The following is a 25,490-nucleotide window of genomic DNA, read 5'->3' as shown; positions in this document are numbered from 1 at the left end:
ATTTCCGCATTCTCGCAAACCTCTGGGGGAAGATGTCCCGCAACCCACGGGGATCGCTCGCCTAACACGCCCCGGCGCGCAAAGGCAAAGCCGCGCGGCTCTTAATCGCCCTGCGCACCGATCGTATAGCGCGGCCCTGCCCCGCTCAGCCCGGCGCGGTCTCCGGGATTGTAGAGCGCGCACCGGTCGAGCGACAGGCAGCCGCAGCCGATGCAGCCGTCCAGCGTCTCGCGGGTGCGCTCCAGCGCGGCGATGCGCCGGTCGATCAGCGCGCGGATGCCGCTGCTGATGCGTTTCCAGTCGGCAGCGGTCGGCGTGCGCCCCTCGGGCAGCTTCGCCAGTTCCGCCGCGATCTGCGGCAGGGTCAGCCCGAGCTGCTGCGCGATCAGCGCGAAGGACAGGCGGCGGATCGCCGAGCGGAAGAAGCGGCGCTGTCCGCCAGCGGTGCGGAACGAGGCAACCAGCCCCTTCTCCTCGTAGAAGCGGATCGCCGAAACCGACAGACCGGTCCGCCGGGCCAGGTCGCCGATCGTCAGCACATCTTGCGAACTGGCCATGCCGTACCTCCTCGGAAATTTACCCCTTGATCTCAACTTAGGTTGAGGTTGTAGCTGCCTGACGCATGGCAACAACCGCAAGAGGAAAATCCATGCATCCCGCCCCTGCCCGTTCCGCAGCCCCGTTCATCGAGCACATCAACCTGACCGTGCGCGATCCCGGGGGGTCGGCGCAGCTGATGTCCGACCTGTTCGGCTGGTATGTCCGCTGGTCCGGCCCCTCGGTGCTGGGCGGACGGTCGATCCATGTCGGCGACGATCGCTGCTATGTGGCGCTGTACACCCGTGACGGCGCCGACACGCCGGATGACGTGTTCCGCAAGGGCAATCCGCTCAATCATATCGGCATCCAGGTCGAGGATATCGATGAGGTCGAGCGCCGGGTGATCGCGGCGGGCCTGACGCCCTTCATGCACGGCGATTACGACCCGGGCCGGCGCTTCTATTTCCTCGACCCCGACGGGACCGAATATGAGATCGTCAGCTACGCCTGAGCGTGCGGGGTAATCGGGGAATGCCGGAATGTGCCCCCAGACCGGCATTCCCCGCCCATCGGCCGATCGGCCGACGGGATCTCGTGTCGCTCAGCAGTTGCAGAGGCTGAGCATGCGCGCCGCGATCTCGCGTTCGCCCATCACCACCTCGGGCACGCCTGCCTTTTCGAGGAAGGCGACCTCGGCGTCCGAATGGGCGCGGGCGACGATCTGGAGCCCGGGGTGGAGCGCCTGCGCGCGTTCGGCGATCGCGCCGCCCTCGAACCCCTCGGGGATCGCGATCAGCAGCCGGCCGGCGTCGCGGATGCCGGCGGCCAGCAGCGTGTCGTTCTCGACCGCATTGCCATGGACGACGTCATGCCCCGCCGCCTCGGCCTCGCGCATCATGTCGGGCTGATCCTCGATCACGATCACCGGCTTGCCGCGCTTCTTGAGCTCGCCCGCGATCAGCTTGCCGACGCGGCCATAGCCGATCAGCACGACATGCCCCTTGTGCTCGCGCGGCTTCGGCGCCTCGCGGTGCGCGACCTCGGGCGATTCCTGCCGCTTGGGCACCAGCGAGAAGATGAAGGGGTTGAGGAAGATCGAGATGATCGCACCCGCCAGGATCAGGTCGCGCCCCTCGGACGGCAGGATCGCCAGGCTGGTGCCGAGCGAGGCGAGGATGAACGAGAATTCGCCGATCTGTGCCAGGCTGGCCGCCGCGGTGACGGCGGTGCGGCTGTTATGGCCCAGCGCGCGGACGATCGCATAGGCAGCCAGCGACTTGCCGACGACGATGATCAGCACGGTCGCGATGAGCTGGAGCGGCTGGTCGATCACCACCGCTGGATTGAACAACATGCCGACCGACACGAAGAACAGCACCGCGAACGCATCGCGCAGCGGCAGCGTCTCCTCGGTCGCCTGACGGCTGAGCGGGGTTTCGCCCAGGATCATGCCGGCGAAGAAGGCGCCGAGCGCGAACGACACCTGGAAGACGAAGGCGGCGCCGAACGCGACGCCCAGCGCGATCGCCAGCACCGCCAGGCGGAACAGCTCGCGCGAGCCGGTATGCACCACCCAGTGCAGCGCCCAGGGAATCACCTTGCGCCCGACCAGCAGCATCAGCACGACGAAGCCGATCACCTTGAAGATCGTGCCGGCGATCGGCGCCAGCAGTTCCGCCGCGGTCGCATCGGGGCTGTTCATCACCTTGGCCAGCACCGGCAGCATGACCAGCGCCAGGACCATTGCCAAATCCTCGACGATCAGCCAGCCGACCGCGATGCGGCCGCGTTCGGTCTGGACCAGATTATGCCCCTGCAGCGCGCGCAGCAGCACCACCGTGCTGGCGACCGAGAGAGCGAGGCCGAAGACGAAACCGGCGAACAGGTTCCAGCCCAGCGTCCAGGCGAGGCACATGCCCATCAGCGTGGCGACAGCGATCTGGACGATCGCGCCGGGCACCGCGATCTTGCGGACCGCGAGCAGGTCCTTGAGCGAAAAGTGAAGGCCGACGCCGAACATCAGCAGGATCACGCCGATCTCGGCGAGTTCGCTGGCCAGTCCGGCATCGGCAACGAAGCCCGGAGTGAAGGGTCCGACAACGACGCCGGCGATCAAATAGCCCGCGATCGGCGACACCCGCAGCCGATGCGCGAGCGCACCGAAGCCGAAGGCGATCACCAGGCCGGCCACGATCGTGGCGATAAGAGGCGTGTGGTGCATGTATGTCCTTGTTCGGTCGCCGCACTCCGCGGCGTGCGCCGGGCCGGATCAGCGTCCGGCCCGGTCGGTCGTCAATCGATGCGCTATTCGGCAGTCGCGCCCAGCAGGGCGGCCAGCGCCGCAGCCGACCCGGCGATGCCGGACCAGACCGCGGTGATGAACCACCAGGGCGGGCGCTTCTGCTTTTCCTCGCGAATGTCTTCGATGTTCATTGGCTTTCCTCGACAAGGGGGTCCGTCTGGCGAACCCACGATTTCGAAAGCACGGCCGGTCGGGCCGCGGGAGGAAAGTCAGGCGATCGGGGGTGCGCGCGGCCAGGCCGATGCATCAGGGACGGCGCCCTTCAGCCGCGGGTCGGGCGCAGGCCAGTCGGCCTGGCCGGTGTAGGGCGACATGGGGAGTGCGACCGTCTGCGCCATCACCCGATCGGGCAAATCGATGCCGAGATCGGTGCGCGTGGCATCGTCGTCACGCACGCTGGCGGCGGCACGCGCCTTTGGCGTCGCAGCGTTCAGCGCGACCAGCGTGGTCGAGGGATTGAACGCCGAGCCCAGCGGTGTGGTCAGCGGCGCGCCGACCGGAACCAGCGCGCAGAACAGCGCGACGACCATCGACATCCACAGCGACGCGACGTGGAGCCGAAGCTGTGTCGCGCGCGAGAGGAGGGTGGCCCGGTTCATGCCTGCCATTCTAGAGGAACGGACCCGATTCGGCAAAGTTTCAGGGGCGAAACGCACGCTTTCCAAACGCGAACGGGGCGCGGAAGCCAAAGCCTCCGCGCCCCGCGCTTGTACCGTTGCTCGCGCTTACTCGGCGGCAGCTGCCGTCGAGCGCGGATCGCGACGCTCGGCGATACGCGCCGACTTGCCGGTGCGACCACGCAGATAATAGAGCTTCGCGCGACGCACGACACCGCGGCGAACGACCTCGATCGAATCGATGTTCGGCGAATAGAGCGGGAAGACGCGCTCGACGCCCTCACCGAACGAGATCTTGCGGACGGTGAAGTTCGAACCCATGCCCTTGTTCGAACGCGCGATGCACACGCCTTCGAAGTTCTGAACGCGGGTACGCTCGCCTTCAACAACCTTCACGCCGACCTTCAGCGTGTCGCCGGGACGGAATTCCGGAATCTTCTTCGCCTCGTTGAACTTGGCGATCTGCTCGGCTTCGAGCTGCTGGATGAGGTTCATTGGTCAGTCCTCTTACGTTGCCGCGCGCCAGAGGGAGACTGGACCCGAGCGCCCTCATGGCGCTCCCAAAGATCCGGCCTCCGTGACCGTGTATCGCTCTCGGCCATGGCGCGACGCCAGGCTTCGATCTTCGCATGATCCCCCGATCGCAGCACTTCGGGGATCGTGCGCCCTTCCCATTCAGCGGGCCGGGTATATTGCGGATATTCGAGCAGCCCCGTTTCGAAGCTCTCGTCCATGCCGCTGGAAGGCGCGCCCATTACTCCGGGAATGAGGCGAATGCAAGCGTCGAGCAGGGTCAGCGCCGCCATCTCGCCGCCCGACAGGATATAGTCGCCGATCGAGAGTTGTTCGATCTCGCGCGCCTCGAACAAACGCTCGTCCATCCCCTCGAACCGGCCGCACAGGATCACCGCGCCGGGGCCCGTCGCCAGGTCGCGCACGCGCTGCTGGGTCAGCGTCGCGCCGCGCGGCGTCATCGCCAGCACCGGACGGCCGGGCTCGACGCTGTCCAGCGCGCGGGCAAGCACGTCGGCACGCATCACCATCCCTGCCCCGCCGCCAGCCGGGGTATCGTCGACCGAGCGGTGCTTGTCGGTGGCGAAGTCGCGGATCTGCACCGCCTCCATCGACCACAGCCCCTCGCGCAGCGCACGGCCGGCCAGCGAGACGCCGAGCGGGCCGGGAAACATCTCTGGATACAGCGTCAGGACGGTGGCAGCGAAGGTCATGGCGCGCCTTTCGGGGCTCCGGCCGCGCTTGGCAAGCTCAGGGCTGTTTCGGGACGACCGTGAAGCGCAGCGCCTGCAGCGTGACGGGGGTGGTCGGCGCGAGCAGGATGTGACCGTCGAGCACGCCCTTCTCGCAATTCCAGCGGAAGGTCGCGCTGAGCGCCCCCGTGGCGGTCAGCGGCTCGGCACGCGGGCACGCGCCCACCAGTCCGCGCAGCCGCGCGAACTCGGTGCGCCAGTTGGCGGCGGAGCGGTCCATCAGGAAGTTCATCGCCAGCGGCAGGCTGGTCACGTCGCCCGAGGCATAGGCGGCGCGCGCCTGGTCATGGATCCTGGCGAGCGCCGGCGTCGCCGGGATGGCCCGCGGCGTGAAGGCACCGGCGTCGTTCAGGAGGAACGCCGCGTCCCAGGCGAGGTCCGCCGCGCCGGTATAGGTGCGGTTGGTGAAGACGAAGAGGCCGACGCCGTAATCGGGGAGCAGCAGCACATGACTGCCATAGCCGGGATAGCCGCCGCCATGGTGCATCATCCGCCCCAGCTGGCAATCCTGGGCGACGCGGAAGCCCATGCCGTACGCCTCGGACTGGACGCAACCGCTCTGCGCGGTCGATCCGAAGCGGCGGCGGGTGCGCGAGAAGTTCGACCCCTCCGCCATTTCGCGCAGCGTCGCCCGGCGCACCGCGCCGCGGTCCGCGCCGTCGCGCGCCGGAGTGCCCGACAGGAGGAAGGCGACCCATTTGGCATAGTCGTTGGCGCTGACCTGAAGCCCGCCCATCGCGCCGAACGCACCGTGCTTCATCGTCGGCTCTTCCAGCCAGGCGCCATTCTCCCAGCGATAGCCGATCGCCCGGCGCGCCAGCGGCCATTCGCCGACCTCATAGCCGGTCGAGGTCATGCCCAAGGGCTTCAGGACCGTCCGCTCGACATAGGTGCGGTACGGCGTGCCCGAGACGTTGGTGACGATCCGGCCGAGCAGCGCATAGCCGAAGTTCGAATATTCCATCGCGGTGCCCGGCGCGCGGGTGAAGGGGACGCCGGCGCGGATCATCCTGGTGAATTCCGCCTCGGGCAGCAGCTGCTGGCGATCGCCCCAGGGATCGTCGGTGACGAAGCCGGCAGTGTGGTTGAGCAGGTCGCGCACGCGGATCCGCGGCGAATCCGGGGTCGGATATTTCCAGCCGCGCATCTCGGGCACATATTTCTCGGCCAGGTCATCGAGCGAGAGCTTCCCGGCATCGCGCAGCGACAGGATCGAGAGCGCGGTAAACGCCTTGGTCATCGACGCGATACGGAACAGGCTGTCCGCCGTCACCGGGCGCTTGTCGGTCATATCCTGCACGCCGAAGCCGCGGACATGGACCAGCTTGCCATTGGCGACGATGCCATAGACCAGGCCCGGGGTCGGATTCTGCTTCTGGAAAGTCTCGAACATCGCATCGATCCGCGGGACAGCGGCGCGGATCACGGTCTCATCGGCAGGCGCCGTCTGGGCGGCCGCCGGAAGTGCCGTCAACGCCGTCGAAACCGGTGCCGTAGCGAGGATCGCCGATGCGATGCGGCCGATGATCGTGACGTTGCGCATGAAGCCTGCCCCCTTGTTGTGCGTCTCCCGTCCGCAGGGGTAGCCGAGTCGGACCCCCGCGATAACCCCCGCCCCGGCATCGCGGTTCGCCCCATGGTCCGCCCGGATCGTCGTGCGTCGGGTTTCGGTGCGCCCGAGCCGGCGGTTAGCAGGGTTCGAACGCAGTAGGGAACGAGCGGATGAGCGACAGCGATACGGACGAGGCACCGGGCTGGGAAGCGATCGATGCGGCGATGGACCGGCTCTATCCGGGCAAGGCGCCGCTGCATTTCGGATCGGTCGTCCCTGCCTTTCTTGGCGGCAATGATCCGCTGAACGGGATCAGCGCCTGGAAACGGCTGGATCCCGTGCCGCACTGGCATTTCGTGACCTATGGCTTTTCCGAGCTTTACGACAAGGAGAGTGAGGATCCCGAGGAGAGCGGCTTCGGCTTCGAGCTGACGATGCGCGTCGCCTGCACGCCCGATGCGGAGACGCCGCCGGCCTGGGTCATGAACATGCTGCAGAATCTGGCGCGCTATGTGTTCAAGAGCGGCAACCGCTTTGCCGACGGGCATTGGCTGAACACCAACGGCCCAATCGCGCTGGAAACGGGCACGCAGCTCGCCTCGATCGCGTTCATCGCGGATCCCGAGCTGCCGGCGATCGAGACACCCAATGGGCGCGTGACCTTCCTTCAGGTCGTCGGCCTGACGCTGGACGAGGAGGCCGCAGTCAAGCGGTGGAATGCGCGCAAGCTGCTCGAGACGCTGGCGCCGCGCATGCCGCTATGGATCACCGACCTGGATCGCGGATCGTTGCTCGACGACCCCGAGCTTGCCCGCGCTGTCGAGGAAGGATCGCGCCGGGAGGGATCGTCCACCGGGATGATCTATCTCGAACGGCTCGACTGGAGCACGCACAAACCGCTGCTGCGCAAGCCGTTCACCGAAGTCACGCTGGGCGCCAATCATGTCACCAACCTGGTGGAGATGCTGGGCATGCGGCTGCCGTTCGGCAAGGATGTGACGCTGATGGGGACCGAGCCCGGACGGGTGGTGCGGATCGTCGCCGGCGAGGCCGATGCGGTGACCGCGGCGAGCGACACAATGCTGAAGATCGCGTTGCGTAGGGAGACTGTGGCAGCGATGGCGGCTGCGCTCGCGCCGAAGGCCGGTCGCTATCGGGTGCCGGGGTTCGATGCGCTGGCCTGGGCGGTCGAGCCGACCGAGATCCGCAACCAGCAGGGTGAGGTGGTCGAGGTCATCGGCTGAGCTCAGCTGCCGCAGCCACCACAGCCGCCACCGCCGCAGCCGCCTCCCCCGCCGCTGTCGCCGCCGCCGCCGTGGCTGCCGCCGTCGCTGGAGCTGGAGCTGGAGCTGTCATTGCGCGCGCGGTGATAGTCGCCCCAGATCGTGGCGAGGAGCACCGAGGTCCCGAACAGCGCGACCGCCAGCCCGATTTCGTCCCGGGTAGGGGCACGGCGCATCCGGTCGAAGCGGCTGCGCGCCTCATCCATCACCGCCTGCCCCGCGCGGGTGCGGCGATCGACCATGCAGAAGCGGATCAGCGCGAGGACCGCGGTCAGGATCAGCAGCGCGGTGAGATAGCCCACCGGCCGCTCGCGCTGCGTGCCGATCTCCCATTTGATCGCGCCGAAGACGATCAGCAGGAGATAGGGCAAGGTTTGCCACAAGCGCATCGCCAGGACCGAACGTTCGGTCATCAGCTTGCCGCCCCGGATCAGGCGCTGGCGCACCGGCCAGGCATGCGGCTCGACCTCGGCGGTGAGGGTCCGCCATTTCGCCGGGCCGTGGACCTCCAGCACGCTGCGCTCGGCTTCCGAGCGCGCGGGGTGGCTCGGGTCGGTGGTGAACAGGCCGCCGGTCGTGAGGGTGATGGCATTGGCAGCGAACAGCCGCGCGATGATCGAGTCGGCGAACCGTCGGGTGCCGCCGGCCAGATAGGCGAATTCGTCGGGATCGGTGATCGGGATGGCGCTGCCCCGGGGGCGCAGCCGGGCGGGAATCGCAAATCCCGCATAGATGGTGAGCAGCAGCAGGCCGCAATAAAGTGTCAGGAAAGGGCCGCCGGTCCAGTCGAAGGGGCCGTAACTCATATAGGCATTTCACTCCATTGGATGAGGATGACAAGGATGATCATGACGACCGCAAGGGCTGCGCCGCGCAGCATCGTGCGTCGGGAGAGGATGATATGGTCGCGCGGGTGGACACGAACCGCCTTCGGATCCTCGATCAGGCGGCGCGCCGCATCGGGCCAGAGATCGGCCGGGGGCGTGCCGAAACTCGCCTCATAGCTTTTGAGCGTCGCGGCATATTGTTCGAAGAAACGCTGCTGCTCCGCGCTGCCGCCCGCAGTGGGCCCGTGATGGAGCGGGCGGCCGAGGATATCGGGGCAGAAACGCTCCCAATAATCTCGGGTGTAGGTCAAATGGAGGTGCCAGGCCTGGTCGACCGCATCGGACGGGGTGACCGGGTGGCCGGCAGTGACGGCGAGGTAGCAGAAGCGGCGATATTCGCCGAGGACGCGATCGGCCTCGGCCAGCGTCCAGCCATTCTCGCGCGCCAGCCGCTGGGTGAAGCCGAGCGCAGCGTCGTCGGGGCCGATGCGGTAATGGCGGAGCCGGTCCCAGAGGTCCGGGTCGGTGAGGCAGGAAGCAGCTTCCGGTTTGCCCATCTGAATTCCTATTAACCCGGAGGAGTTACAGGATTAGGACATGCCCGAACTGTCCCCTCCTCCCCAGCAGCCTGCGGCTTCGGGCAGCGCAATCGCATCTGGAGTTTGCGAGCGGGTGAATCGGCAATTTGCGTGTTTCGGGGCAAGCCGGAACCCAGTTGGAAACGCCTCTGGGGGGCCGCTAAACCTTGTGTCCACCGTAGCTGGGCTCCGGCCTTCGCCGGAGCACGGAGCTGGTTTGAGCCAAATGCGATTCCCTGGGCTTTGGGGGAGGGGGATTAACAGGTCGCCCTGTGCCCGGCACAGGGCCGAGATTGCCGGGGGACAATCTCACCTGTTCATTGCGTAGCATCGTGGTGGCAGTGGCAGCCACGGCTGTTGTGGACCCCCTCCACCATTCGCTGCGCGAATGGTCCCCCTCCCCCGGATGCGCAGCATCCGGGGGAGGAAACGGATGGGACAGTTTCGAAAAGAGAGCCGGATCCGCCCCCCCCCCGCCCGCTCAGGCGTCGGCGAAGTCGTCGGCGACGACCAGGCGGTCGCTATTCCATTCGGGAACGGCGTGCGCTTGCATCGGCAGCATGAAGCGCTTGCCGTCGGGGCGTTCGATCTCGATCACGTCGCCCGCGCCGTAATTGTCGATCGCGATGACTCGGCCGAGGTCGGCGCCGCTGGCGCTGACGGCGGGCAGGCCGAGCAGGTCGACATGATAATATTCACCCTCGCCGAGCGGCGGCAGGGCCGAGCGCGATACGGTGAGTTCGGTGCCGCGCAACGCCTCTGCGGCGTTGCGGTCAGCGATCTCCGCGAACCGCGCGATCGCGCCGTTCGAGCCCTTGCGAAGCGACTTGAGAGTCAGCGCACCGGCGTTGAACGCCTGGTGCGCCGACAGATCCTCGGCAAAGACCTTGAGGCGGACCTCGCCCGTCACGCCGTGCGCGCCGATGACGACGGCCAAGGTGACGGGGCGATCCACCGGCATCGAGCCTTAGCCCTCTGCCTGTTCCTCGGTGGCTTCGGCGGCCGGAGCCTCCTCGGCCGGAGCGGCTGCTGCTGCAGCGGCTGCTTCCTCGGCTGCCTTGGCCTTCTCGGCACGCTCTTCGACGCGCTCCTTGGCCTTCTCGCCCGGCTCGGCCTTCTTCGGGTTGTTGCGCGCTGCGCGCTCCTTCAGGCCGGCCGCATCGAGGAAGCGGGCGACGCGGTCGGTCGGCTGCGCGCCGACGCTCAGCCAATGCTTGGCGCGGTCGCTGTCGAGCTTGACGCGCTCGGGCGAGTCCTTGGCGAGCAGCGGGTTGTAGGTGCCGATCTTCTCGATGAACTTGCCGTCGCGCGGGCTGCGCGCATCGGCGATGACGATGCGGTAATAGGGACGCTTCTTAGAACCGCCGCGCGAGAGACGCATGGAGAGAGCCATTACTTCACTTCCTTAGTTGATCTGAACTGTTGAAACCGAAAACGAACTTACTTTTTCTTCAGGAAATTCTGGAAGCCGGGGGGCAGCTTGGGCATGTCGCCGCCGCCGGGAAGGCCGGGAAGCCCGCCGCCGGGACCGCCCATCTTGCCCATGACGTCGCCCAGCTCGGGCCCGCCCATGGCGTTGCCGAGGCCGCCCATGCCGCCCTTGCCAAGCATCGACATCATGCCCTTGAGGCCGCCCATCTTCTTGAGCCGCTTCATGGCGGTCTGCATCTCCTGATGCATCTTCATGAGCTTGTTGACGTCCTGGACGGTCGTGCCGCTGCCCTTGGCGATGCGGATCTTGCGCTTGGCGTTGATCAGCTCGGGCTTGGCGCGCTCCTTGGGCGTCATCGAGGTGATCATCGCGTCCATGCGCAGCAGGATGCGCTCGTCGACATTGCCGGCGGCCATCGCCGACTGTGCCTTCTTCATGCCGGGGATCATGCCGGCAAGCGCGCCGATGCCGCCCATCTTGCGCATTTGCGCCAGCTGGCTGCGCAGGTCGTTCATGTCGAACTGGCCCTTGGCCAGCCGCGACGCCATCTTCTCGGCGTCTTCCTGCTCGATCGCCTGCGCCGCGCGCTCGACCAGCGAGACGACGTCGCCCATGCCGAGGATGCGGCCGGCGACGCGCTTCGGGTGGAACGGCTCGATCTGGTCGAGCTTCTCGCCCATGCCGGCGAACTTGATCGGCTTGCCGGTGACCGAGCGCATCGACAGCGCGGCGCCGCCGCGCGCGTCGCCGTCCATGCGGGTCAGCACGACGCCGGTCAGCGGAACCTGGGTGCTGAAGCTGGTGGCGACGTTGACCGCGTCCTGGCCGGTCAGCGAGTCGACCACGAGCAGGATTTCCTGCGGCTTCGCGATGTCGGCGACCGCCTTCATCTCGTCCATCAGCGCCTGGTCGACATGGAGTCGGCCGGCGGTGTCGAGCATGACCACGTCGAAGCCCTGGAGCTTCGCCGAGGACAGGGCGCGCTGGGCGATCTCGACCGGCTGCTGACCCTTGACGATCGGCAGCGTCGCCACCTCGGTCTGGGTGCCGAGGACCGCCAGCTGCTCCTGCGCCGCCGGGCGATTGACGTCGAGCGACGCCATCATCACCTTCTTGCCCTGCGTCTTGCTGATCAGCTTGGCGAGCTTGGCGGTGGTGGTGGTCTTGCCCGAGCCCTGGAGACCGACGAGCATGATGACCGCAGGCGGGGTGACGCCCAGGTTCAGCTCAGCCGTGTCGGGGCCCAGCATGTCCACGAGCGCGTCATGGACGATCTTGACGACCTGCTGACCCGGGGTGATCGAGCGCAGCACCTGCTGGCCGATCGCCTGTTCGGTCACCTTGTCGACGAATTCGCGCGCGACCGGAAGCGCGACATCGGCCTCCAGCAAGGCGATGCGGACTTCGCGCATGGCGGTGCGGACGTCGGCCTCGACGAGCGCGCCACGACCCTTCAGGCGATCGAATACGCCGCCAAGCCGTTCGCTCAGACTCTCGAACATGAGACTCGTTTCACTCCAAATTCCGCCCGGGTTCCGCCAAACGCAAAACACGCCGGCGGACGAAACCTCGTCGGCCGGCGTCGCCCCTCGGGACGATCAATGTCGCGCGTTCCTTGGAACGGTCGGGGTGGCTCATAGCCGCGAGATGGGAAAAGCGCAACCCGATGCAAGTCCATCCTGACGGAAGCCGATTATTACCGATCCGCGTCTGCGCTTAACCGCTTCTATACCCCGCACGTGCCAGAGCCGTCGCCTGATCGAATTGAGGAGACGTCCGGCATGGCGCTGGATCTCGAAAATGACGTGCATGACGACAGCAAGACGAACAGCGGCAAGAAGGACAGCAATGTCGTGACCGGCGCGATCAGCGTCGCCTCGATCCTGTTGTTCGTGGGGACCGGCAGTTCGGTGCTGTCCAAGACGGTGCAGCATTATTTCGCCGGCGGCGAGCCGGTGGACCGCACGCTGGTGATCGCGCTGCTGCTGAACGTGGCGCTGATCCTGTTCGGCTGGCGCCGTCATGAAGCACTGCGTGAGGAAGTGCGCGAGCGGGCGGAAGCCGAGGAACGGGCGCATCTGCTGGCGAGCCGCGACCCGCTGACCGGCTTCCTCAATCGCCGCAGCCTGGCCGAGGAAGGCGCGGCGATGTTCGTGCGCGCCCAGCGCCGGCGCAAGGCGATGGTGCTGATGATGCTCGACCTCGATCATTTCAAGGCGATCAACGACATGCACGGCCATGCGGTGGGCGACGCGCTGCTGCGTGCGGTGGCGGCCGAGATCCGCGCCGCGGTGCCCGCCGCCGCGCTGACCGCGCGGATGGGCGGCGACGAATTCTCGTGCGGATTCCTGTTCGATCCGACCCAGCCCGAGATGGTCGAGCGGATCGGCGAGCGGATCGTCAGCCGGATGGCCCAGCCCTTCGACGTCGAAGGCCTGCGCCTGCACATCTCGTGCTCGCTGGGCGTCGCGCGGTCCGATTTCGAATGCACCAGCATCGATGCACTGATGCGATCGGCCGACATCGCCATGTACCAGTCGAAGAAATCGGGCCGCAACCGGCTGTCCTGGTTCGACCAGTCGATGGAGCGCGAACTCCAGGCGCGCAACGAACTGGAGACCGCATTGCGCATGGCGATCCCGCGCCACGAGATCGTTCCCTATTTCGAGCAGCAGGTCGACCTGGCCAGCGGCCGGCTGGACGGGTTCGAGGTGCTGGCGCGCTGGGAGCATCCGCGGCGCGGGCTGCTGAGCCCTGCCCTGTTCATCCCGATCGCCGAGGAAACCGGGCTGATCGCCGAACTCTCGCTGTCGATCATGCGCCAGTCCTTCCAAGCGGCGCGCGACTGGGACCCGGCGCTCAGCCTGTCGGTCAACCTGTCGCCCTGGCAGCTGCGCGACGCATGGCTGGCTCAGAAGATCATCAAAGTGCTGACCGAGACCGGCTTCCCCGCGCATCGGCTGGAGATCGAGATCACCGAAAGCGCATTGTTCGACAACCTCGCTCTGGCCCAGTCGATCGTCGGCAGCCTGAAGAACCAGGGGGTGCGGATCGCGCTGGACGATTTCGGAACCGGCTATTCGTCGCTCGCCCATCTGCGCGCCCTGCCCTTCGACCGGATCAAGATCGACCGCAGTTTCGTGACGACGATCAACGACAATGCTGATTCGGCGGCGATCGTGAACGCGATCGCGAAGCTGGGCGACAGCCTGAACCTGCCGGTCACCGCCGAGGGGGTGGAGGATGCCGCGATCGAGCAGCGGCTGCGCGCCGTGGGCTGCGCCAAGGCCCAGGGCTGGTATTATGGCAAGCCGCTGTCGGCGGCGGGCGTGCGCCGCCTGCTGGCGGAACGGCGGCTGCTCGTCCAGCAGGTGCCGGTTGCCTCGGGACTCGTCGTGGAAGTGCCCGGCCAGCGGCTGGCCGGCTGACGCCTCACCAGTCGACCGGGTCGCTCGCCAGCCAGTCGCGCTCCTCCGGGGTCGACTCGCGGCCGAGCGCAGCGTTGCGGGTCGGGAAGCGGCCGAAGCGCCTGATTACCTCGGCATGCTCATGCGCGAAGTCGAGCGAGTCCGCCTTGCCGAGCTTTTCGAAGCAGCGGACGCTGAGCGCCTGGATCTCGAGATCCTCGGCATGCATCAGCGGCATGTAGAGAAACTGGCGGCGCTCCTGCGGCAGCCCCTCGTCCCAGCCGGCGACCAGCGCGAGCGCGGTCAGCTCCTGCGCCAGCGGGTCGGCGGCAAACGCCTCGGCGGTGCCGCGGTGCAGGTTGCGGCTGAACTGATCGAGCAGGATGATCGCCGCCAGCAGCGTGTCAGGATCGTCGCGCCAGCCGGCAGCGCCGCTGCCCAGCACCAGATCGCGCAGCGGGCCGAACAGCTCGCGAATCTCCGCATCGAGCGAGTCTGAGCGGGCAAACCATTGTTCGGGCATCACCAGATCGAACCAGAAGCCCAGCACCTCCTGCGCCTTCGCGTGGACATCGAGGTCCGCCAACCCTAGATCGTCCGCCAAATGCCGTTCTCCTCACCACATGTCGTCAGCCTCGGATGTCGCTTGAACCTTGCCGAAAGCGAAACGATCCGTTCGCTTCTGACAGGGCGAGACACCGTCGTGGTGAACAGTTGCGCGGTGACCAACGAGGCGGTCAAGCAGACGCGCCAGGCGATCCGCCGCGCGCGGCGCGAGCGGCCGGACGCCGAACTGGTCGTCACGGGTTGCGCAGCACAGATCGATCCGCAGGCCTTTGCCGCGATGCCCGAGGTCGACCGTGTGATCGGCAATGCCGAGAAACTGCGCGCCGACGCCTGGGCGGCGGGCGATGCGGTGGTGGTGCAGGACATCATGGCGGTGCGCGATACCGCGCCGCACCTGGCGGCCAGCTTCTCGACCCATGCCCGCGCGTTCGTCGAGGTGCAGAATGGCTGCGACCATCGCTGCACCTTCTGCGCGATCCCGTTCGGGCGCGGCAACAGCCGCTCGGTCGGCGCGGGCGCGGTGATCGACCGCATCGCCGAACTGGCCGAGCGCCATGCCGAGATCGTGCTGACCGGGGTGGACCTGACCAGTTACGGCCATGACCTGCCCGGCAGCCCGAGCCTGGGCCAACTGGTCGAGCGCGTGCTGCGCCATGTGCCGGGGCTCCGACGGTTGCGGCTGTCGTCGCTCGACGGGATCGAGATCGACGACCGGTTGTTCGAGTTGCTGACGCAGGAGGCGCGGGTCATGCCCCACGTCCATCTGTCGCTCCAGGCAGGCGACGACATGGTGCTGAAGCGGATGAAGCGCCGCCATGGCCGTGCCCAGTCGGTCGCGCTGGTCGAGCGGCTTAAGGCGGCGCGCCCTGACATCGCGATCGGCGCCGACCTGATCGCCGGCTTCCCGACCGAGGACGAGGCGATGTTCGCCAACACGCTGGCATTGATCGACGATTGCGACGTGGTGCACGCGCATATCTTCCCCTACAGCCCGCGCGCAGGCACGCCGGCGGCGCGGATGCCGCAGGTGGCGCCCGATGTCGTGAAGGCGCGCGCGGCGGCGCTGCGGGCCGCGGCGCAGCGGCGGCGATCGGCCTGGCTGCAAAGCCTGGTCGGCAGCACGCAGGAAATTCTGGTAGAGCGTCCGGGAGACCGGGGCCATGCGGCCAATTTCGCCGAAGTGCGGCATGGCCCGAATGAAGTTGGAGCGATTGTGCGAGTGAAGATCGAACGTGTCGAAGACGACAGGCTGCGGGGCGGAATCGCATGAGCGGGAGCTGGCATGAGCGCCTGCTGGGCGGGTTCAAGCGCACGTCGGACCGGCTGCTCGGCAATCTGGCCGGGCTGCAGCTTGGCAGGCTTGATGAAGCGACGCTCGACGAGATCGAGGAGGCGCTGATCGCGTCCGACCTGGGCCCTGCGACCGCGGCGCGCGTGCGCCAGCGCCTCGCCGACGGCCAGTTCGAAACCGGCATGGAAGAGCTTGGCATCCGCCTGATCGTGGCGGAAGAGATCGAGAAGGTCCTGACCCCGGTCGCGAAGAAGCTGGAGGTCGAGGCGTTTCCGCGGCCGCAGGTGATCCTGGTCATCGGCGTCAACGGATCGGGCAAGACGACCACCATCGCCAAGCTGGCCAACCTGCTGATCGAGCAGGATTACGGCGTCATGCTTGCCGCCGGTGACACATTCCGTGCCGCCGCGATCGGCCAGCTGCGCACCTGGGCCGAGCGGATCGGCGTACCGATCGTCTCAGGCCCCGAAGGCGGCGACGCGGCGGGGATCGTGTTCGAGGCGGTGAAGCAGGCGACCGAGACCGGCATCGACGTGCTGATCGTCGATACCGCCGGCCGCCTTCAGAACAAGCGCGAGTTGATGGACGAACTCGCCAAGATCCGCCGCGTGCTCGGCCGGATCAACCCCGCCTCGCCGCACGACGTGGTGCTCGTCCTCGACGCGACCACCGGCCAGAATGCGCTGAACCAGATCGAGGTCTTCAAGGAAGTCGCTGGTGTCACCGGGCTGGTGATGACCAAGCTGGACGGCACCGCGCGCGGCGGCGTGCTGGTCGCGGCGGCCGAGAAATACGGCCTGCCGATCCACGCGATCGGCGTGGGCGAGAAGGTTGACGATCTGCGCCCGTTCAATCCCAGGGAAGTCGCCCGCATCATCGCCGGCGTCGAGGAACTGAGCAATGGCCGCTGACACGCGCAAACCCGTTTCACCCGGCCTGCGGATGCTGATCGATTTCGGCCCGCTGGTCATCTTCTTCGCCACCAACTGGCTGGCGCCGGGTGCGCAGATTGCAAAGATCCTGGCGGCGACCGCCGCATTCATGGTCGCGATGGGCCTGGCGATGGCGCTATCCTGGTGGAAGACCCGCCACATCTCGCCGATGCTGTGGATCTCGGGCATGCTGGTGCTCGTGTTCGGCGGGCTGACACTGTATTTCCACGACCAGACCTTCATCCAGATCAAGCCGACCATCGTCTATTCGATGTTCGCGATCATCCTCGCCTATGGCCTGTTGACCGGCAAACCGCTGCTCCAAGCGCTGCTGGAAAGTGCCTATCCCGGCCTGTCGGCCAAGGGATGGCGGTTGCTGACGATCAACTGGACCGGCTTCTTCGTCGCCATGGCGGTGCTGAACGAAGTGGTGCGGCACATGGTCGACTGGGACCAGTGGCTGACCTTCAAGACCTGGGCAGTGATCCCGATGACGCTCGTCTTCGCGATGCTCAACATCCCGATGCTGCTGAAGCACGGGCTGCAGCTCGAAAAGCCGGCCGACGCGCCGATCCCGCCCGAGGGCTGAGCAATGCGCGTCGCGGTCTTCGGTGCGCGGTCCTATGACCGCCGGTTCCTCGACAAGGCCAATGCGGCGCATGGCCATGACCTGCGGTTCCTCGAGCCCGGCTTGAGCGAGGACACGGTTGCGCTGGCGCAGGGCAGCGACGCCGTGTGCGTGTTCGTGAACGACCGGCTGGACCGGCCGGTGCTGGAGGCACTGGCTGCGATGGGCGTCCGCCTCGTCGCGCTTCGCTGCGCCGGATTCAACAATGTCGATCTGGAAGCGGCCGAGGCGCTGGGCCTGCCGGTGGTGCGCGTGCCGGCCTACTCGCCGCATGCGGTGTCCGAATTCACCGTCGCGCTGCTGCTGGCGCTAGACCGGCGAATCCATCGCGCCTGGTCGCGAACGCGCGACAATAATTTTGCGCTCGACGGGCTGGTCGGCCGCAACCTGCACGGACGCGTCGCGGGGGTGGTCGGCACCGGCAAGATCGGCGCGCTGGTCGCCCGCGCGCTGCGCGCCGGCTTCGGTTGCGAGGTGCTGGCCAGCGACCTAATCGAGGATCCGGAGCTGACCGCGATCGGGGTGCGCTATGTCCCGCGCGAGCAGCTCCTGCGTGAAAGCGACATCGTCACTCTCCACTGCCCGCTGACGCCCGAGACGCGGCACCTGATCGATGCGGAGATGCTGGCGGCGGCGCGGCCGGGGCTGATCCTGGTCAACACCAGCCGCGGGGCGCTGGTCGACACCCGGGCGCTGATCGAGGCGCTGAAGCGCGGCAGCATCGGCGGCGTCGCGCTCGACGTGTACGAGCAGGAAGCGGACCTGTTCTTCAAGGACCTGTCGGGCGAGATCGTCCAGGACGACATCCTCCAGCGGCTGCTGACCTTCCCCAATGTGCTGCTGACCGGGCATCAGGCGTTCCTGACCGAAGAAGCGCTGACCGCGATCGCGGAAACGACGCTGGAGAGCGTGTCGGACGCCGAGGCGGGGCGCCCGCTCACCAATCAGGTGACGACGGACCGATTGAGGGAGTAAGCCTGACACGGTGAGGTCGTCGAACGGACGTCGTGTCGCTTACAGCCTCCCCTGCTCCTGAAGATCCTCGAATAACTCGGCCAACCAATCGGCAAACACGCGCGTCCGCGGGGAGATGTTGCGATGGCCGGGATGGAGGATCGATATCGGCATCGGCGGTGGCGGATTGTCCTGGAGGACCGGGACCAGGTCCCCCGCATCGATCTGGTGCTGCACCCGGTAGCGGGGAACCTGAATCAGCCCCAGACCGGCGACACCTGCCGCGGTGTATATCTCGGCCCCGCGAACGGTGACATCGAACGGGAGCAGGATCTCTTGCAGCGCGCCCTCCACCTCGAAGTCGAGGGCGTAGGGCTGACCGGAAGCGGAGGCCACATAGGCAACCATGCGATGCGCGGCGAGATCCGCCAGCACGGAGGGGACCCCGAACGTTTCGAGATAGCCAGGGCTGGCCAGTGTGAGTTGCTCCGCCTCCGCCACCTTCCGTCCGACCAGCGACGAATCCGGCAGCGTGCCGGCACGGAGCACGCAGTCCACGCCTTCCTCGACAAGATCCACCATGCGATCGGTCTCGCTCAGGCGAAGGTCGATTGCAGGGTAGCGGCGAATAAAGTCCGGAAGCGCGGGGAGGACGAAGAAGCGCGCGAGCGTCCCCTGCATGTCGATCGCCAGAGGGCCCCTTGGTTCGGAGGCCCCGAAACCGCTCTCGATCTGGTCGAGATCCGACAATAGCTGAACGCAGCGCCCATAATAGAGGGTGCCGTCGTCCGTCGGCCGGACGGCACGGGTCGTGCGCTCGAGCAGGCGCGTTCCGAGATGCGTTTCCAGCTGCTGAATGGCCCGGGTCACCGTCGCGCGGGGAAGTCGCAGATCCCGGGCGGCGCTCGCAAAACTCCCCCGCTCCACAATCCGCACAAAGAGCCGCATGGTTTCGAAGCGATCCATGACTATGCGAAATGCGCCGTTCCCCCTCGCGCATCAACCATCAATTGTTGACGCTTGTGGAATGGTGAATTCAAGTACCCGTGCTTGAGTTGAGCGGGCCTGCCGATATCGTTGTCTTCAGTGAAGCAGTCGAGGAAATGGCTATGCCCGAACTGTCAATCCGCTCGACGACGCGAGAGCACCGGTTGCTCTTCCCGTCGCTCGCTCGCTTCTATGCTCGCGGAGGAACCGCCAGCTATGTCCTGCTCAGGATAGCGTTCGGCCTCACGATCGCGACGCACGGCGTCCCCAAGCTGACGGGCAGTGCCCATGGCACCATGGCCAATCCGCTGGCCGGTTCGACCAGCCTCATCGAGACCGCGCTGGGCCTCCCCTTTGCGCCGCAATTCGCGATGTTCGTGGCACTGCTCGAGACCTTTGGCGGGCTTGCGGTCGCTGTCGGCTTCGCGACGCGCCTCTTCGCGCCGATGCTGGCGGTGCAAATGGCGGCGATCTGCCTTGCACTCGGGCCGACCTATCCCTGGATCGATCGGGGGATCGAATACCCGATCATCCTCGGCTTCATCGCCCTGCTCATCTCGATGAACGGTGCGGTCGCCTGGTCGGTCGACACTCGACTGGGGCGCGAGCTTTGAACCGGGAAAACCCTGTCGGAAGCCGGCCCGTGGCGACGGGACTCGAGATCACCCGCCGCGAGACGCTGCAAGCGGGAGCAATTGTCGGCGTGGTGGGCCTGGTTCCGGAGGTGCGGGCTGAGCAATCCGCCGATGCGCCGGTGCGCCCCCGCGAGAACGGTGCCACGATTGCGATCTCGACGCGCATCAATGGCGCACCCGTTTCGATCGACATCGACGCACGGGCGTCGCTGCTTGACATGCTGCGCGAGCGGCTTGGGCTCACCGGCGCCAAGAAGGGATGCGATCATGGGCAATGCGGCGCCTGCACCGTGCATCTGGACGGGCGCCGCGTCGCGTCATGCCTCACCATGGCCGCCAAGACCGATGGCCGCGAGATCGTCACGATCGAGGGGATTGCCGATGGCGACGCGCTTCACCCGATGCAGCAGGCCTTTATCGATCACGACGCCCTGCAATGCGGCTATTGTACGCCCGGGCAGATCATGGCCGCGATCGCCTGCGTCCGCGAGGGGCATGCCACATCGCGCGACGAGATCCGGGAATATATGAGCGGCAATATCTGCCGCTGCGGCGCCTATGTCGGGATCGTCGCCGCCATCGAGCAAGCCTCGACCGAGATGCGGAAAGGCTGAGTCATGCAGCAGGTGACCTATCTCCGCGCGCGCACCACCGCCGAGGCAATCGCCGCCTTCGGGCGTGCCGGGTCCGGCGCGCGCTACATCGCCGGCGGGACGACGCTCTATGACCTGATGAAGCTCGGGGTCGAGCGACCGGTCCACCTGATCGATATTTCCGCCATCGAGAATGCCGATCGGATCGACACGCGTGGCGATCACCTGTTCTTCGGGGCAGCTGCGCTGATGGCCGACGTTGCGGAAAACCCCGTCGTGCGCCGCGACTATCCCGTGCTTTCCGAAAGCCTGTGGAAGGCCGCATCACAACAGCTGCGCAACATGGCCACCGTTGGCGGCAACCTGCTGCAGCGGACGCGCTGTCCCTATTTCCGAAACGGCGCAGGCGGCATCTATCCCTGCAACAAGCGCGAACCCGGCTCGGGCTGCGCCGCGATCGGCGGAATCGATCGCGGCCAGGCGGTGCTGGGAGCCAGCGCGGGCTGCACGGCGGTGTCCCCGGGCGACTGGCCGGTTGCGCTGACCGCGCTGGACGCGAGCGCGGAACTGAACGGGTCGGGAGGAGCACGCAGTGTCCCGATCGCCGACTTCTATCTCCTGCCCGGATCCACCCCGGAGCGCGAATTTGCGATCCTGCCCGACGAGATCATCACCGGCATCAGCGTGCCCAGGACGGCGGCCGGTCGACACTCGACCTATCACAAGATCCGGGACCGCGAATCCTACGCCTTTGCTCTGGTGTCCGCCGCCGTCGCACTGAAGCTCGATCGCGGCCGGATAACGAAGGCGCATGTCGCTCTTGGCGGTGTCGGGACCAGGCCGTGGCGCGCCCGGCAGACCGAAGCGCTGCTCGAAGGCAGCGAGCCGGCCCGGGACATCGCGCTGACCGCTGCGCGCGCGGCGTTCGCGGAGGCAAAACCGGGGGCGCAGAACCGGTTCAAGATCGAACTGGGCGCGCGCGCGATCGCCGATGCCGTCGTCATCGCAGCGGAAAGGAACGGTTGATGTCGCTCGAACCCAACCCCGATCGCCCCCGGATCGATGCGCGGGAGAAGGTCCTGGGCACGGCGAGGTTCGCGGCCGACCGGGCGGTGCCCGGCCTGCTTCACGCGATGACCGTTCCCGCCGCGATCGCCAAGGGCGACATTCTGGGAATCGACGTCGAGCGGGCCTCGCAGGTAGCGGGGGTCGTCCGCATCTTCACATGGCGCGACTTCGCCGACATCCGCGAAACCCCGGCCACGCGCGGTGGCGGTGGCGACAAGCCGGGCTATCAACCGATGAAGCGGCCAAGCGTACGCCATCGCGGAGAAGCGGTCGCGCTCATCGTTGCCGAAACGCTCGAGGCCGCGATCGAAGGCGCCGAAGCCGTGAGCGTCCGATACCGGGCGGTGCCCTTCACCGCGGCTCGCGATCAGCCGGGTGCCGAACGCGAACCCGTCAAAGTCGATCGCGAAGCCGGCGATGCGCCGGCGGCCCTTGCCGCGGCCGCCAAGAAGCTGGACGTGACCTATGTCCACCCGCAGCATCATCACAATCCGATCGAGATGATCTCGACCACCGCGTCCTTCGTCGACGGGAAGATCGTCGTGATGGAAGGCACGCAGAACGCCGCTGCCTTCAAGTTCGGCCTTGCCGGGATGCTGAGCCAGGACCCGCAATCGCTGGACTCGAGCAGCCCCTATGTCGGCGGGGCATTCGGCCAGAAGAATCAGCTCCAGCAGCAGACGGCATTGGTCGTGCGGGCCGCGATGCTGTTGAAGCGGCCCGTCAAACTGGTGATGCCACGCAGTCAGTTGTTCCACACGGCGAGCTACCGGCCGCTCAGCGAGCACCGGGTCCGGGTGGGCGCGAGCAACGAGGGCAAATTCGAAGCCGTGCTCTACGATGTCGAGCAACAGAATAGCCGGTTCGATCAGTTCGAAAGCGCTCATGGCGAACATGTCAGCCGCATGTACGCGACCCCCAACTGGCGCTCGACCAACCACCGCGTCCGGGTCGATGTTCAGGGACCGGCACATCAGCGCGCGCCGCACGAGCATCCTTCGAGCTATGCGACCGAATGTGCCTATGACGAACTCGCCTATCAGCTGGGAATGGACCCGCTCGAGCTGCGCCTGCGCAACGACGCGGAGATCGACCCGATCACGGGCAAGCCCTTCACCTCGCGCCGGCTCGCCGAATGCCTGAAGCGAGGCGCCGAGCGGTTCGGCTGGGCCCGCCGCCGGCAGGCGCCGGGTTCGATGCGCACGCGCGACGGCATGCTTGTGGGACTGGGCGTCGCCGCCGGCGCCTACAAGGCGTCGATGTCGCCGGCCGTGGCGAAGCTCCGCGTGAACGCCGATGGCACGTCACGCCTCGCCATCACCGGCCATGAGTTCGGTCAGGGCATGCGCAGCGCGGTGGCGGCCGAACTCATCAACGTCCTCCGGATCGATCCTGACAAGCTGGAGATCGCACTCGGCGAAACGGCGGTCGCGCCCCAGCACATCACCGTGGGCTCCTGGGGGTGCGCCAGCGCCGCACCTGCCGCGCGGGCGGCGGCACAGCTCCTACGCTCGCGCCTGGCCGAACTGGTCGGAACCGAGCGGGCGGCCGGACCGGTGCACACGGCGCTCGCCAAGGCGCGACGCCCCTTCCTCGAGGTCGAGGTGTCGCAGGCCGGGCTCGGCCAGTCACCGACGGCGTTCGAGCGGCTGAACAAGGGCCTGCCCGCACCCGTCGGGCCCGACTATGAGCGGTTCACGGCGTTCAGCTGGATCGCGCATTTTGCGGAGGTGCATATCGAGCCCACGACCTGCCGCGTGCGCGTACCGCGCGTCGTCAGCGTGTGCGACTGTGGTCGCGTCCTGAACCACCGAACGGCGGAGAGCCAGGTGCGCGGCGGCGTCGTCTGGGCTTTCGGCGCCGCGCTGCGCGAGATCGGGGAAGTCGATCCGCGCTTCGGGCGGGTGCTCAACAACGACCTTGCCGACTATGTCGTACCGGTGAATGCCGACATCGGCGAGATCGAAGTCGAGTTGCTCGACGAGCCGGACACCAATCTCAACATTTCCGGCGCGAAGGGGATTGGCGAGGTGGCGATGGTCGGCGCAACCGCCGCGATCGTCAACGCGGTCTATCATGCGACCGGCAAGCGGATCCGCCACCTGCCGATCCGGATCGAGGATCTTCTGTAACGTGAGGGGGGAGCGGAGGAGTCCGCGTCACTGCGCCTCGATCTCGGCAGCGCGCGCCTCGACGAGGCGATCGATGTTGCGCAGGAAAACCGCCAGGATCGGCGACGGGTTGTCGGCACGGTACCCGGCCGCGATCTCGATCACGGGGCCGTTTCCGGCGAGCGGGCGGCTGACCAGCGAGGCAGGGAGCAGTGCCTTCACATAGGCGGGGAGCAGTGTGACCCCCTTCGTCGAGGCGACCAGCGAGATACCGGTCGCATAGCCGTCGAGGAAATGCGTCGGCATCATCGTCAGCCCCCGCTCGCGAAAATAGCGGTCGGTAATGCCGCGCAGGACGTGCGGCGTATCGGCATAGCCGATGAACGCGCGCGGATCGATGTCTTGGGGATCGATCTCGCGCCGCGTGGCGAGCGGATGTTCGCGCGGCAGGACGACCACGATCGGCTCATGCGCGATGATCTTGTAGGTCACGTTCGGCGCAGCACCTGATGACGCTGCTCGACGCCTGGTCGCCGCCCTGCCCGGGCTTGTGCCTCTATTATTCGCGCAACAGGCATCCGCCGGCGGCGCTCCGCGCGTTCATCGAGGTCGTGGGGGCCACGGGCAGGATGGAGGCTTGCGAGCCGGTTGCTGGCGGTACGCCCCCTTCGACAGGGCTGCCTCCTGAGGCGTCTCAGCGTGGCTTGCTACGGGCGGCGGCAACGTCGTTGCGCAGCAGATTGCGCCTTGTGGCCAGTTCGGCCGCCTCGGAGTCGCTCGTACCGCCTCGACCGTAGCGGTCGGCAAGCGTGCCGATCTGGTTCGCTTCCTGTTTCAGCCGCCGGGCCGTCCGGCGGTCGATCTCGCCATTGGCGAGCGCGCGGTCGATATCGCTTCGGATGCGGCGGATCTCGCCCGCGCCGGTCGAGGGCGCTTCGGTCATGACAAGGTCCCGCGGAAGGCGCGCATCGCGCGGTCGAGGCTGGGCCAGGCTCTTGCCGCCCGGCCCGCCCCAGATCTGTGCCGAAGCCGGCACCGCCGTCACCATCATCATCGGAACCACCGCCAGCCAGACTCGCATCCGTCCCTCCTGCCACTGGATAAGGCAGGCTCTGCCTGACGCGTTGAATGCGCGATGAACCGACGCCCAACGAAAAGGGGCGCCGGACTTTCGCTCGGCGCCCCCTTCAATCGATCGGTGTCGCGATCAGCCCTGGTCGGCGCGGCTCACGCCCTGGCCATCGAGATTCTGGGCGACGAATTCCCAGTTGATCAGGTTCGCGCTCAGCACGTCGAGATACTTGGGACGGGCGTTGCGATAGTCGATATAATAGGCGTGCTCCCACACATCGATCGTCAGCAGCGGCTTCATGCCGTCATAGACGACCGGCGTGTCGGCGTCATGCAGCGAGGTCACCTTCAGCGCGTCGCCGTCGAGCACCAGCCAGCCCCAGCCGCTGGCGAAATGGTTGGTCGATTCCTCGACCAGCTTCTTCACCAGTTCGTCGGCCGAGCCGAAGCTGTCGTTGATCATGTCGGCGAGCTTGCCCGACGGCGCCTGCTTCTCGGGCGAGAGGCACTGCCAGAAGAAGCTGTGGTTCCAGATCTGGGCCGAGTTGTTGAACAGGCCCTTGTTGCCCTGGTCCTTGGCCGCCTTGATCACCTGCGACAGGCTGGCATCGGCGAGGTCGGTGCCCGCGATCAGGCCGTTGGTCTTGTCGACATAGGCCTTGTGATGCTTGCCGTGATGGAACTCCAGCGTCTCGGCAGACATGTGCGGAGCCAGTGCGTCGGCTGCATAGGGAAGGGCTGGAAGTTCGAAGGCCATGATACTCTCCGTTGCTGGCAAATCGCGGGGAGAACGAACTCCCGCGCGTTCCGGTCCCTCCTAGGCCAAGTCTTGCGGTGAAGCACCGAAAAA

28 protein-coding genes are annotated in these 25,490 nt (G+C 66.9%); 11 read left to right on the top strand and 17 right to left on the bottom strand.

Features of this window, described 5'->3' with window-relative positions:
• Nucleotides 1-101: 101 nt before the first annotated feature.
• Nucleotides 102-557: a redox-sensitive transcriptional activator SoxR gene (soxR, locus tag ACZ1H8_RS17820; protein WP_465178557.1), complete on the bottom strand. Its 456-nt coding sequence runs from the start codon at nucleotides 555-557 to the stop codon at nucleotides 102-104.
• A gap of 92 nt (nucleotides 558-649) precedes the next feature.
• Here soxR and ACZ1H8_RS17815 point away from each other — a divergent pair, with 92 nt between their 5' ends.
• On the top strand, nucleotides 650-1,051 hold the full coding sequence (locus ACZ1H8_RS17815; RefSeq protein ID WP_465178556.1) for a VOC family protein: 402 nt from the start codon (nucleotides 650-652) through the stop codon (nucleotides 1,049-1,051).
• Between the two features lie 90 nt (nucleotides 1,052-1,141).
• Here ACZ1H8_RS17815 and ACZ1H8_RS17810 read toward each other — a convergent pair whose 3' ends face one another.
• The 6 genes from ACZ1H8_RS17810 to ACZ1H8_RS17785 all read right to left on the bottom strand — a co-directional run bounded on the left by ACZ1H8_RS17810 (nucleotide 1,142) and on the right by ACZ1H8_RS17785 (nucleotide 6,267).
• Nucleotides 1,142-2,761: a cation:proton antiporter domain-containing protein gene (locus tag ACZ1H8_RS17810; RefSeq protein WP_465178555.1), complete on the bottom strand. Its 1,620-nt coding sequence runs from the start codon at nucleotides 2,759-2,761 to the stop codon at nucleotides 1,142-1,144.
• A gap of 83 nt (nucleotides 2,762-2,844) precedes the next feature.
• A complete protein-coding gene (locus ACZ1H8_RS17805) occupies nucleotides 2,845-2,973 on the bottom strand; it encodes a hypothetical protein (RefSeq protein WP_465178554.1) in 129 nt (42 codons plus the stop codon).
• Nucleotides 2,974-3,051: 78 nt separating this feature from the next.
• On the bottom strand, nucleotides 3,052-3,441 hold the full coding sequence (locus ACZ1H8_RS17800; protein WP_465178553.1) for a hypothetical protein: 390 nt from the start codon (nucleotides 3,439-3,441) through the stop codon (nucleotides 3,052-3,054).
• 126 nt (nucleotides 3,442-3,567) lie between these two features.
• The gene (gene rplS, locus ACZ1H8_RS17795; RefSeq protein WP_465178552.1) at nucleotides 3,568-3,954 is read right to left on the bottom strand and encodes a 50S ribosomal protein L19; all 387 of its coding nucleotides are present in this window, start codon (nucleotides 3,952-3,954) and stop codon (nucleotides 3,568-3,570) included.
• On the bottom strand, nucleotides 3,951-4,685 hold the full coding sequence (gene trmD / locus ACZ1H8_RS17790; protein ID WP_465178551.1) for a tRNA (guanosine(37)-N1)-methyltransferase TrmD: 735 nt from the start codon (nucleotides 4,683-4,685) through the stop codon (nucleotides 3,951-3,953). The genes rplS and trmD overlap by 4 nt, the downstream gene beginning before the upstream one ends.
• Before the next feature lie 37 nt (nucleotides 4,686-4,722).
• Complete coding sequence (locus ACZ1H8_RS17785) at nucleotides 4,723-6,267, bottom strand: serine hydrolase domain-containing protein (protein WP_465178550.1); 1,545 nt, start codon at nucleotides 6,265-6,267, stop codon at nucleotides 4,723-4,725.
• 179 nt (nucleotides 6,268-6,446) lie between these two features.
• Between ACZ1H8_RS17785 and ACZ1H8_RS17780 the strand changes: the two genes are divergently transcribed.
• Nucleotides 6,447-7,520, top strand: coding sequence for a suppressor of fused domain protein (locus ACZ1H8_RS17780; protein WP_465178549.1), 1,074 nt, complete (start codon nucleotides 6,447-6,449; stop codon nucleotides 7,518-7,520).
• A 2-nt stretch (nucleotides 7,521-7,522) separates the two neighbouring features.
• Here ACZ1H8_RS17780 and ACZ1H8_RS17775 read toward each other — a convergent pair whose 3' ends face one another.
• From ACZ1H8_RS17775 to ffh, 5 genes are all read right to left on the bottom strand, one after another.
• Nucleotides 7,523-8,365 carry a TIGR04222 domain-containing membrane protein gene (locus ACZ1H8_RS17775; protein ID WP_465178548.1) on the bottom strand — a complete coding sequence of 281 codons (843 nt, stop codon included), beginning with the start codon at nucleotides 8,363-8,365 and terminating at the stop codon, nucleotides 7,523-7,525.
• Nucleotides 8,362-8,943 carry a glycine-rich domain-containing protein gene (locus ACZ1H8_RS17770; protein ID WP_465178547.1) on the bottom strand — a complete coding sequence of 194 codons (582 nt, stop codon included), beginning with the start codon at nucleotides 8,941-8,943 and terminating at the stop codon, nucleotides 8,362-8,364. The genes ACZ1H8_RS17775 and ACZ1H8_RS17770 overlap by 4 nt, the downstream gene beginning before the upstream one ends.
• A 502-nt stretch (nucleotides 8,944-9,445) precedes the next feature.
• Complete coding sequence (gene rimM / locus ACZ1H8_RS17765) at nucleotides 9,446-9,925, bottom strand: ribosome maturation factor RimM (RefSeq protein WP_465178546.1); 480 nt, start codon at nucleotides 9,923-9,925, stop codon at nucleotides 9,446-9,448.
• Nucleotides 9,926-9,931: 6 nt separating this feature from the next.
• Entirely contained in the window at nucleotides 9,932-10,357 is a 426-nt protein-coding gene (gene rpsP, locus ACZ1H8_RS17760) for a 30S ribosomal protein S16 (protein WP_465178545.1), read from the bottom strand.
• Between the two features lie 47 nt (nucleotides 10,358-10,404).
• Nucleotides 10,405-11,898: a signal recognition particle protein gene (ffh, locus tag ACZ1H8_RS17755; protein ID WP_465178544.1), complete on the bottom strand. Its 1,494-nt coding sequence runs from the start codon at nucleotides 11,896-11,898 to the stop codon at nucleotides 10,405-10,407.
• Between the two features lie 279 nt (nucleotides 11,899-12,177).
• Here ffh and ACZ1H8_RS17750 point away from each other — a divergent pair, with 279 nt between their 5' ends.
• Nucleotides 12,178-13,824, top strand: a complete 1,647-nt coding sequence (locus tag ACZ1H8_RS17750; RefSeq protein ID WP_465178543.1) for a putative bifunctional diguanylate cyclase/phosphodiesterase — start codon at nucleotides 12,178-12,180, stop codon at nucleotides 13,822-13,824.
• Nucleotides 13,825-13,828: 4 nt separating this feature from the next.
• Here ACZ1H8_RS17750 and ACZ1H8_RS17745 read toward each other — a convergent pair whose 3' ends face one another.
• A complete protein-coding gene (locus ACZ1H8_RS17745; protein WP_465178542.1) occupies nucleotides 13,829-14,407 on the bottom strand; it encodes a DUF924 family protein in 579 nt (192 codons plus the stop codon).
• On the opposite strand from ACZ1H8_RS17745, the gene mtaB reads away from it, so the two are divergent.
• From mtaB to ACZ1H8_RS17725, 4 genes are read left to right on the top strand one after another with little or no spacing between them, the layout of a single operon-like run.
• Nucleotides 14,408-15,640, top strand: a complete 1,233-nt coding sequence (mtaB, locus tag ACZ1H8_RS17740; protein WP_465178541.1) for a tRNA (N(6)-L-threonylcarbamoyladenosine(37)-C(2))-methylthiotransferase MtaB — start codon at nucleotides 14,408-14,410, stop codon at nucleotides 15,638-15,640.
• On the top strand, nucleotides 15,637-16,572 hold the full coding sequence (gene ftsY / locus ACZ1H8_RS17735; RefSeq protein WP_465178540.1) for a signal recognition particle-docking protein FtsY: 936 nt from the start codon (nucleotides 15,637-15,639) through the stop codon (nucleotides 16,570-16,572). The genes mtaB and ftsY overlap by 4 nt, the downstream gene beginning before the upstream one ends.
• Nucleotides 16,562-17,182, top strand: coding sequence for a septation protein A (locus ACZ1H8_RS17730; RefSeq protein ID WP_465178539.1), 621 nt, complete (start codon nucleotides 16,562-16,564; stop codon nucleotides 17,180-17,182). The genes ftsY and ACZ1H8_RS17730 overlap by 11 nt, the downstream gene beginning before the upstream one ends.
• Nucleotides 17,183-17,185: 3 nt before the next feature.
• Nucleotides 17,186-18,196, top strand: a complete 1,011-nt coding sequence (locus ACZ1H8_RS17725) for a 2-hydroxyacid dehydrogenase (protein WP_465178538.1) — start codon at nucleotides 17,186-17,188, stop codon at nucleotides 18,194-18,196.
• Between the two features lie 39 nt (nucleotides 18,197-18,235).
• Here ACZ1H8_RS17725 and ACZ1H8_RS17720 read toward each other — a convergent pair whose 3' ends face one another.
• A complete protein-coding gene (locus ACZ1H8_RS17720; protein WP_465178537.1) occupies nucleotides 18,236-19,141 on the bottom strand; it encodes a LysR family transcriptional regulator in 906 nt (301 codons plus the stop codon).
• 143 nt (nucleotides 19,142-19,284) lie between these two features.
• Here ACZ1H8_RS17720 and ACZ1H8_RS17715 point away from each other — a divergent pair, with 143 nt between their 5' ends.
• Genes ACZ1H8_RS17715 through ACZ1H8_RS17700 form a run of 4 tightly spaced genes read left to right on the top strand, consistent with a single transcriptional unit; the run spans nucleotide 19,285 to nucleotide 23,590 of the window.
• Nucleotides 19,285-19,776 (top strand): DoxX family protein, encoded by a 492-nt coding sequence (locus tag ACZ1H8_RS17715; protein ID WP_465178536.1) that lies wholly within the window; start codon nucleotides 19,285-19,287, stop codon nucleotides 19,774-19,776.
• 29 nt (nucleotides 19,777-19,805) lie between these two features.
• Nucleotides 19,806-20,411, top strand: coding sequence for a (2Fe-2S)-binding protein (locus tag ACZ1H8_RS17710; protein WP_465178535.1), 606 nt, complete (start codon nucleotides 19,806-19,808; stop codon nucleotides 20,409-20,411).
• Between the two features lie 3 nt (nucleotides 20,412-20,414).
• On the top strand, nucleotides 20,415-21,416 hold the full coding sequence (locus tag ACZ1H8_RS17705; RefSeq protein ID WP_465178534.1) for an FAD binding domain-containing protein: 1,002 nt from the start codon (nucleotides 20,415-20,417) through the stop codon (nucleotides 21,414-21,416).
• Nucleotides 21,416-23,590 carry a xanthine dehydrogenase family protein molybdopterin-binding subunit gene (locus ACZ1H8_RS17700; protein ID WP_465178533.1) on the top strand — a complete coding sequence of 725 codons (2,175 nt, stop codon included), beginning with the start codon at nucleotides 21,416-21,418 and terminating at the stop codon, nucleotides 23,588-23,590. Before ACZ1H8_RS17705 ends, ACZ1H8_RS17700 begins: the two co-directional genes overlap by 1 nt.
• A gap of 27 nt (nucleotides 23,591-23,617) precedes the next feature.
• On the opposite strand, the gene ACZ1H8_RS17695 is transcribed toward ACZ1H8_RS17700, so the two are convergent.
• The 3 genes from ACZ1H8_RS17695 to ACZ1H8_RS17685 all read right to left on the bottom strand — a co-directional run bounded on the left by ACZ1H8_RS17695 (nucleotide 23,618) and on the right by ACZ1H8_RS17685 (nucleotide 25,397).
• Nucleotides 23,618-24,061, bottom strand: coding sequence for a LysR substrate-binding domain-containing protein (locus ACZ1H8_RS17695; RefSeq protein ID WP_465178532.1), 444 nt, complete (start codon nucleotides 24,059-24,061; stop codon nucleotides 23,618-23,620).
• A 202-nt stretch (nucleotides 24,062-24,263) separates the two neighbouring features.
• Nucleotides 24,264-24,650 (bottom strand): hypothetical protein, encoded by a 387-nt coding sequence (locus tag ACZ1H8_RS17690; protein ID WP_465178531.1) that lies wholly within the window; start codon nucleotides 24,648-24,650, stop codon nucleotides 24,264-24,266.
• Nucleotides 24,651-24,776: 126 nt separating this feature from the next.
• Nucleotides 24,777-25,397, bottom strand: coding sequence for a superoxide dismutase (locus ACZ1H8_RS17685; protein WP_465178530.1), 621 nt, complete (start codon nucleotides 25,395-25,397; stop codon nucleotides 24,777-24,779).
• Between the last annotated feature and the right edge of the window lie 93 nt (nucleotides 25,398-25,490).

Source organism: Sphingomonas sp. BL-S-25, assembly GCF_055521555.1.
This window is presented reverse-complemented; position numbering and strand designations above follow the sequence as displayed.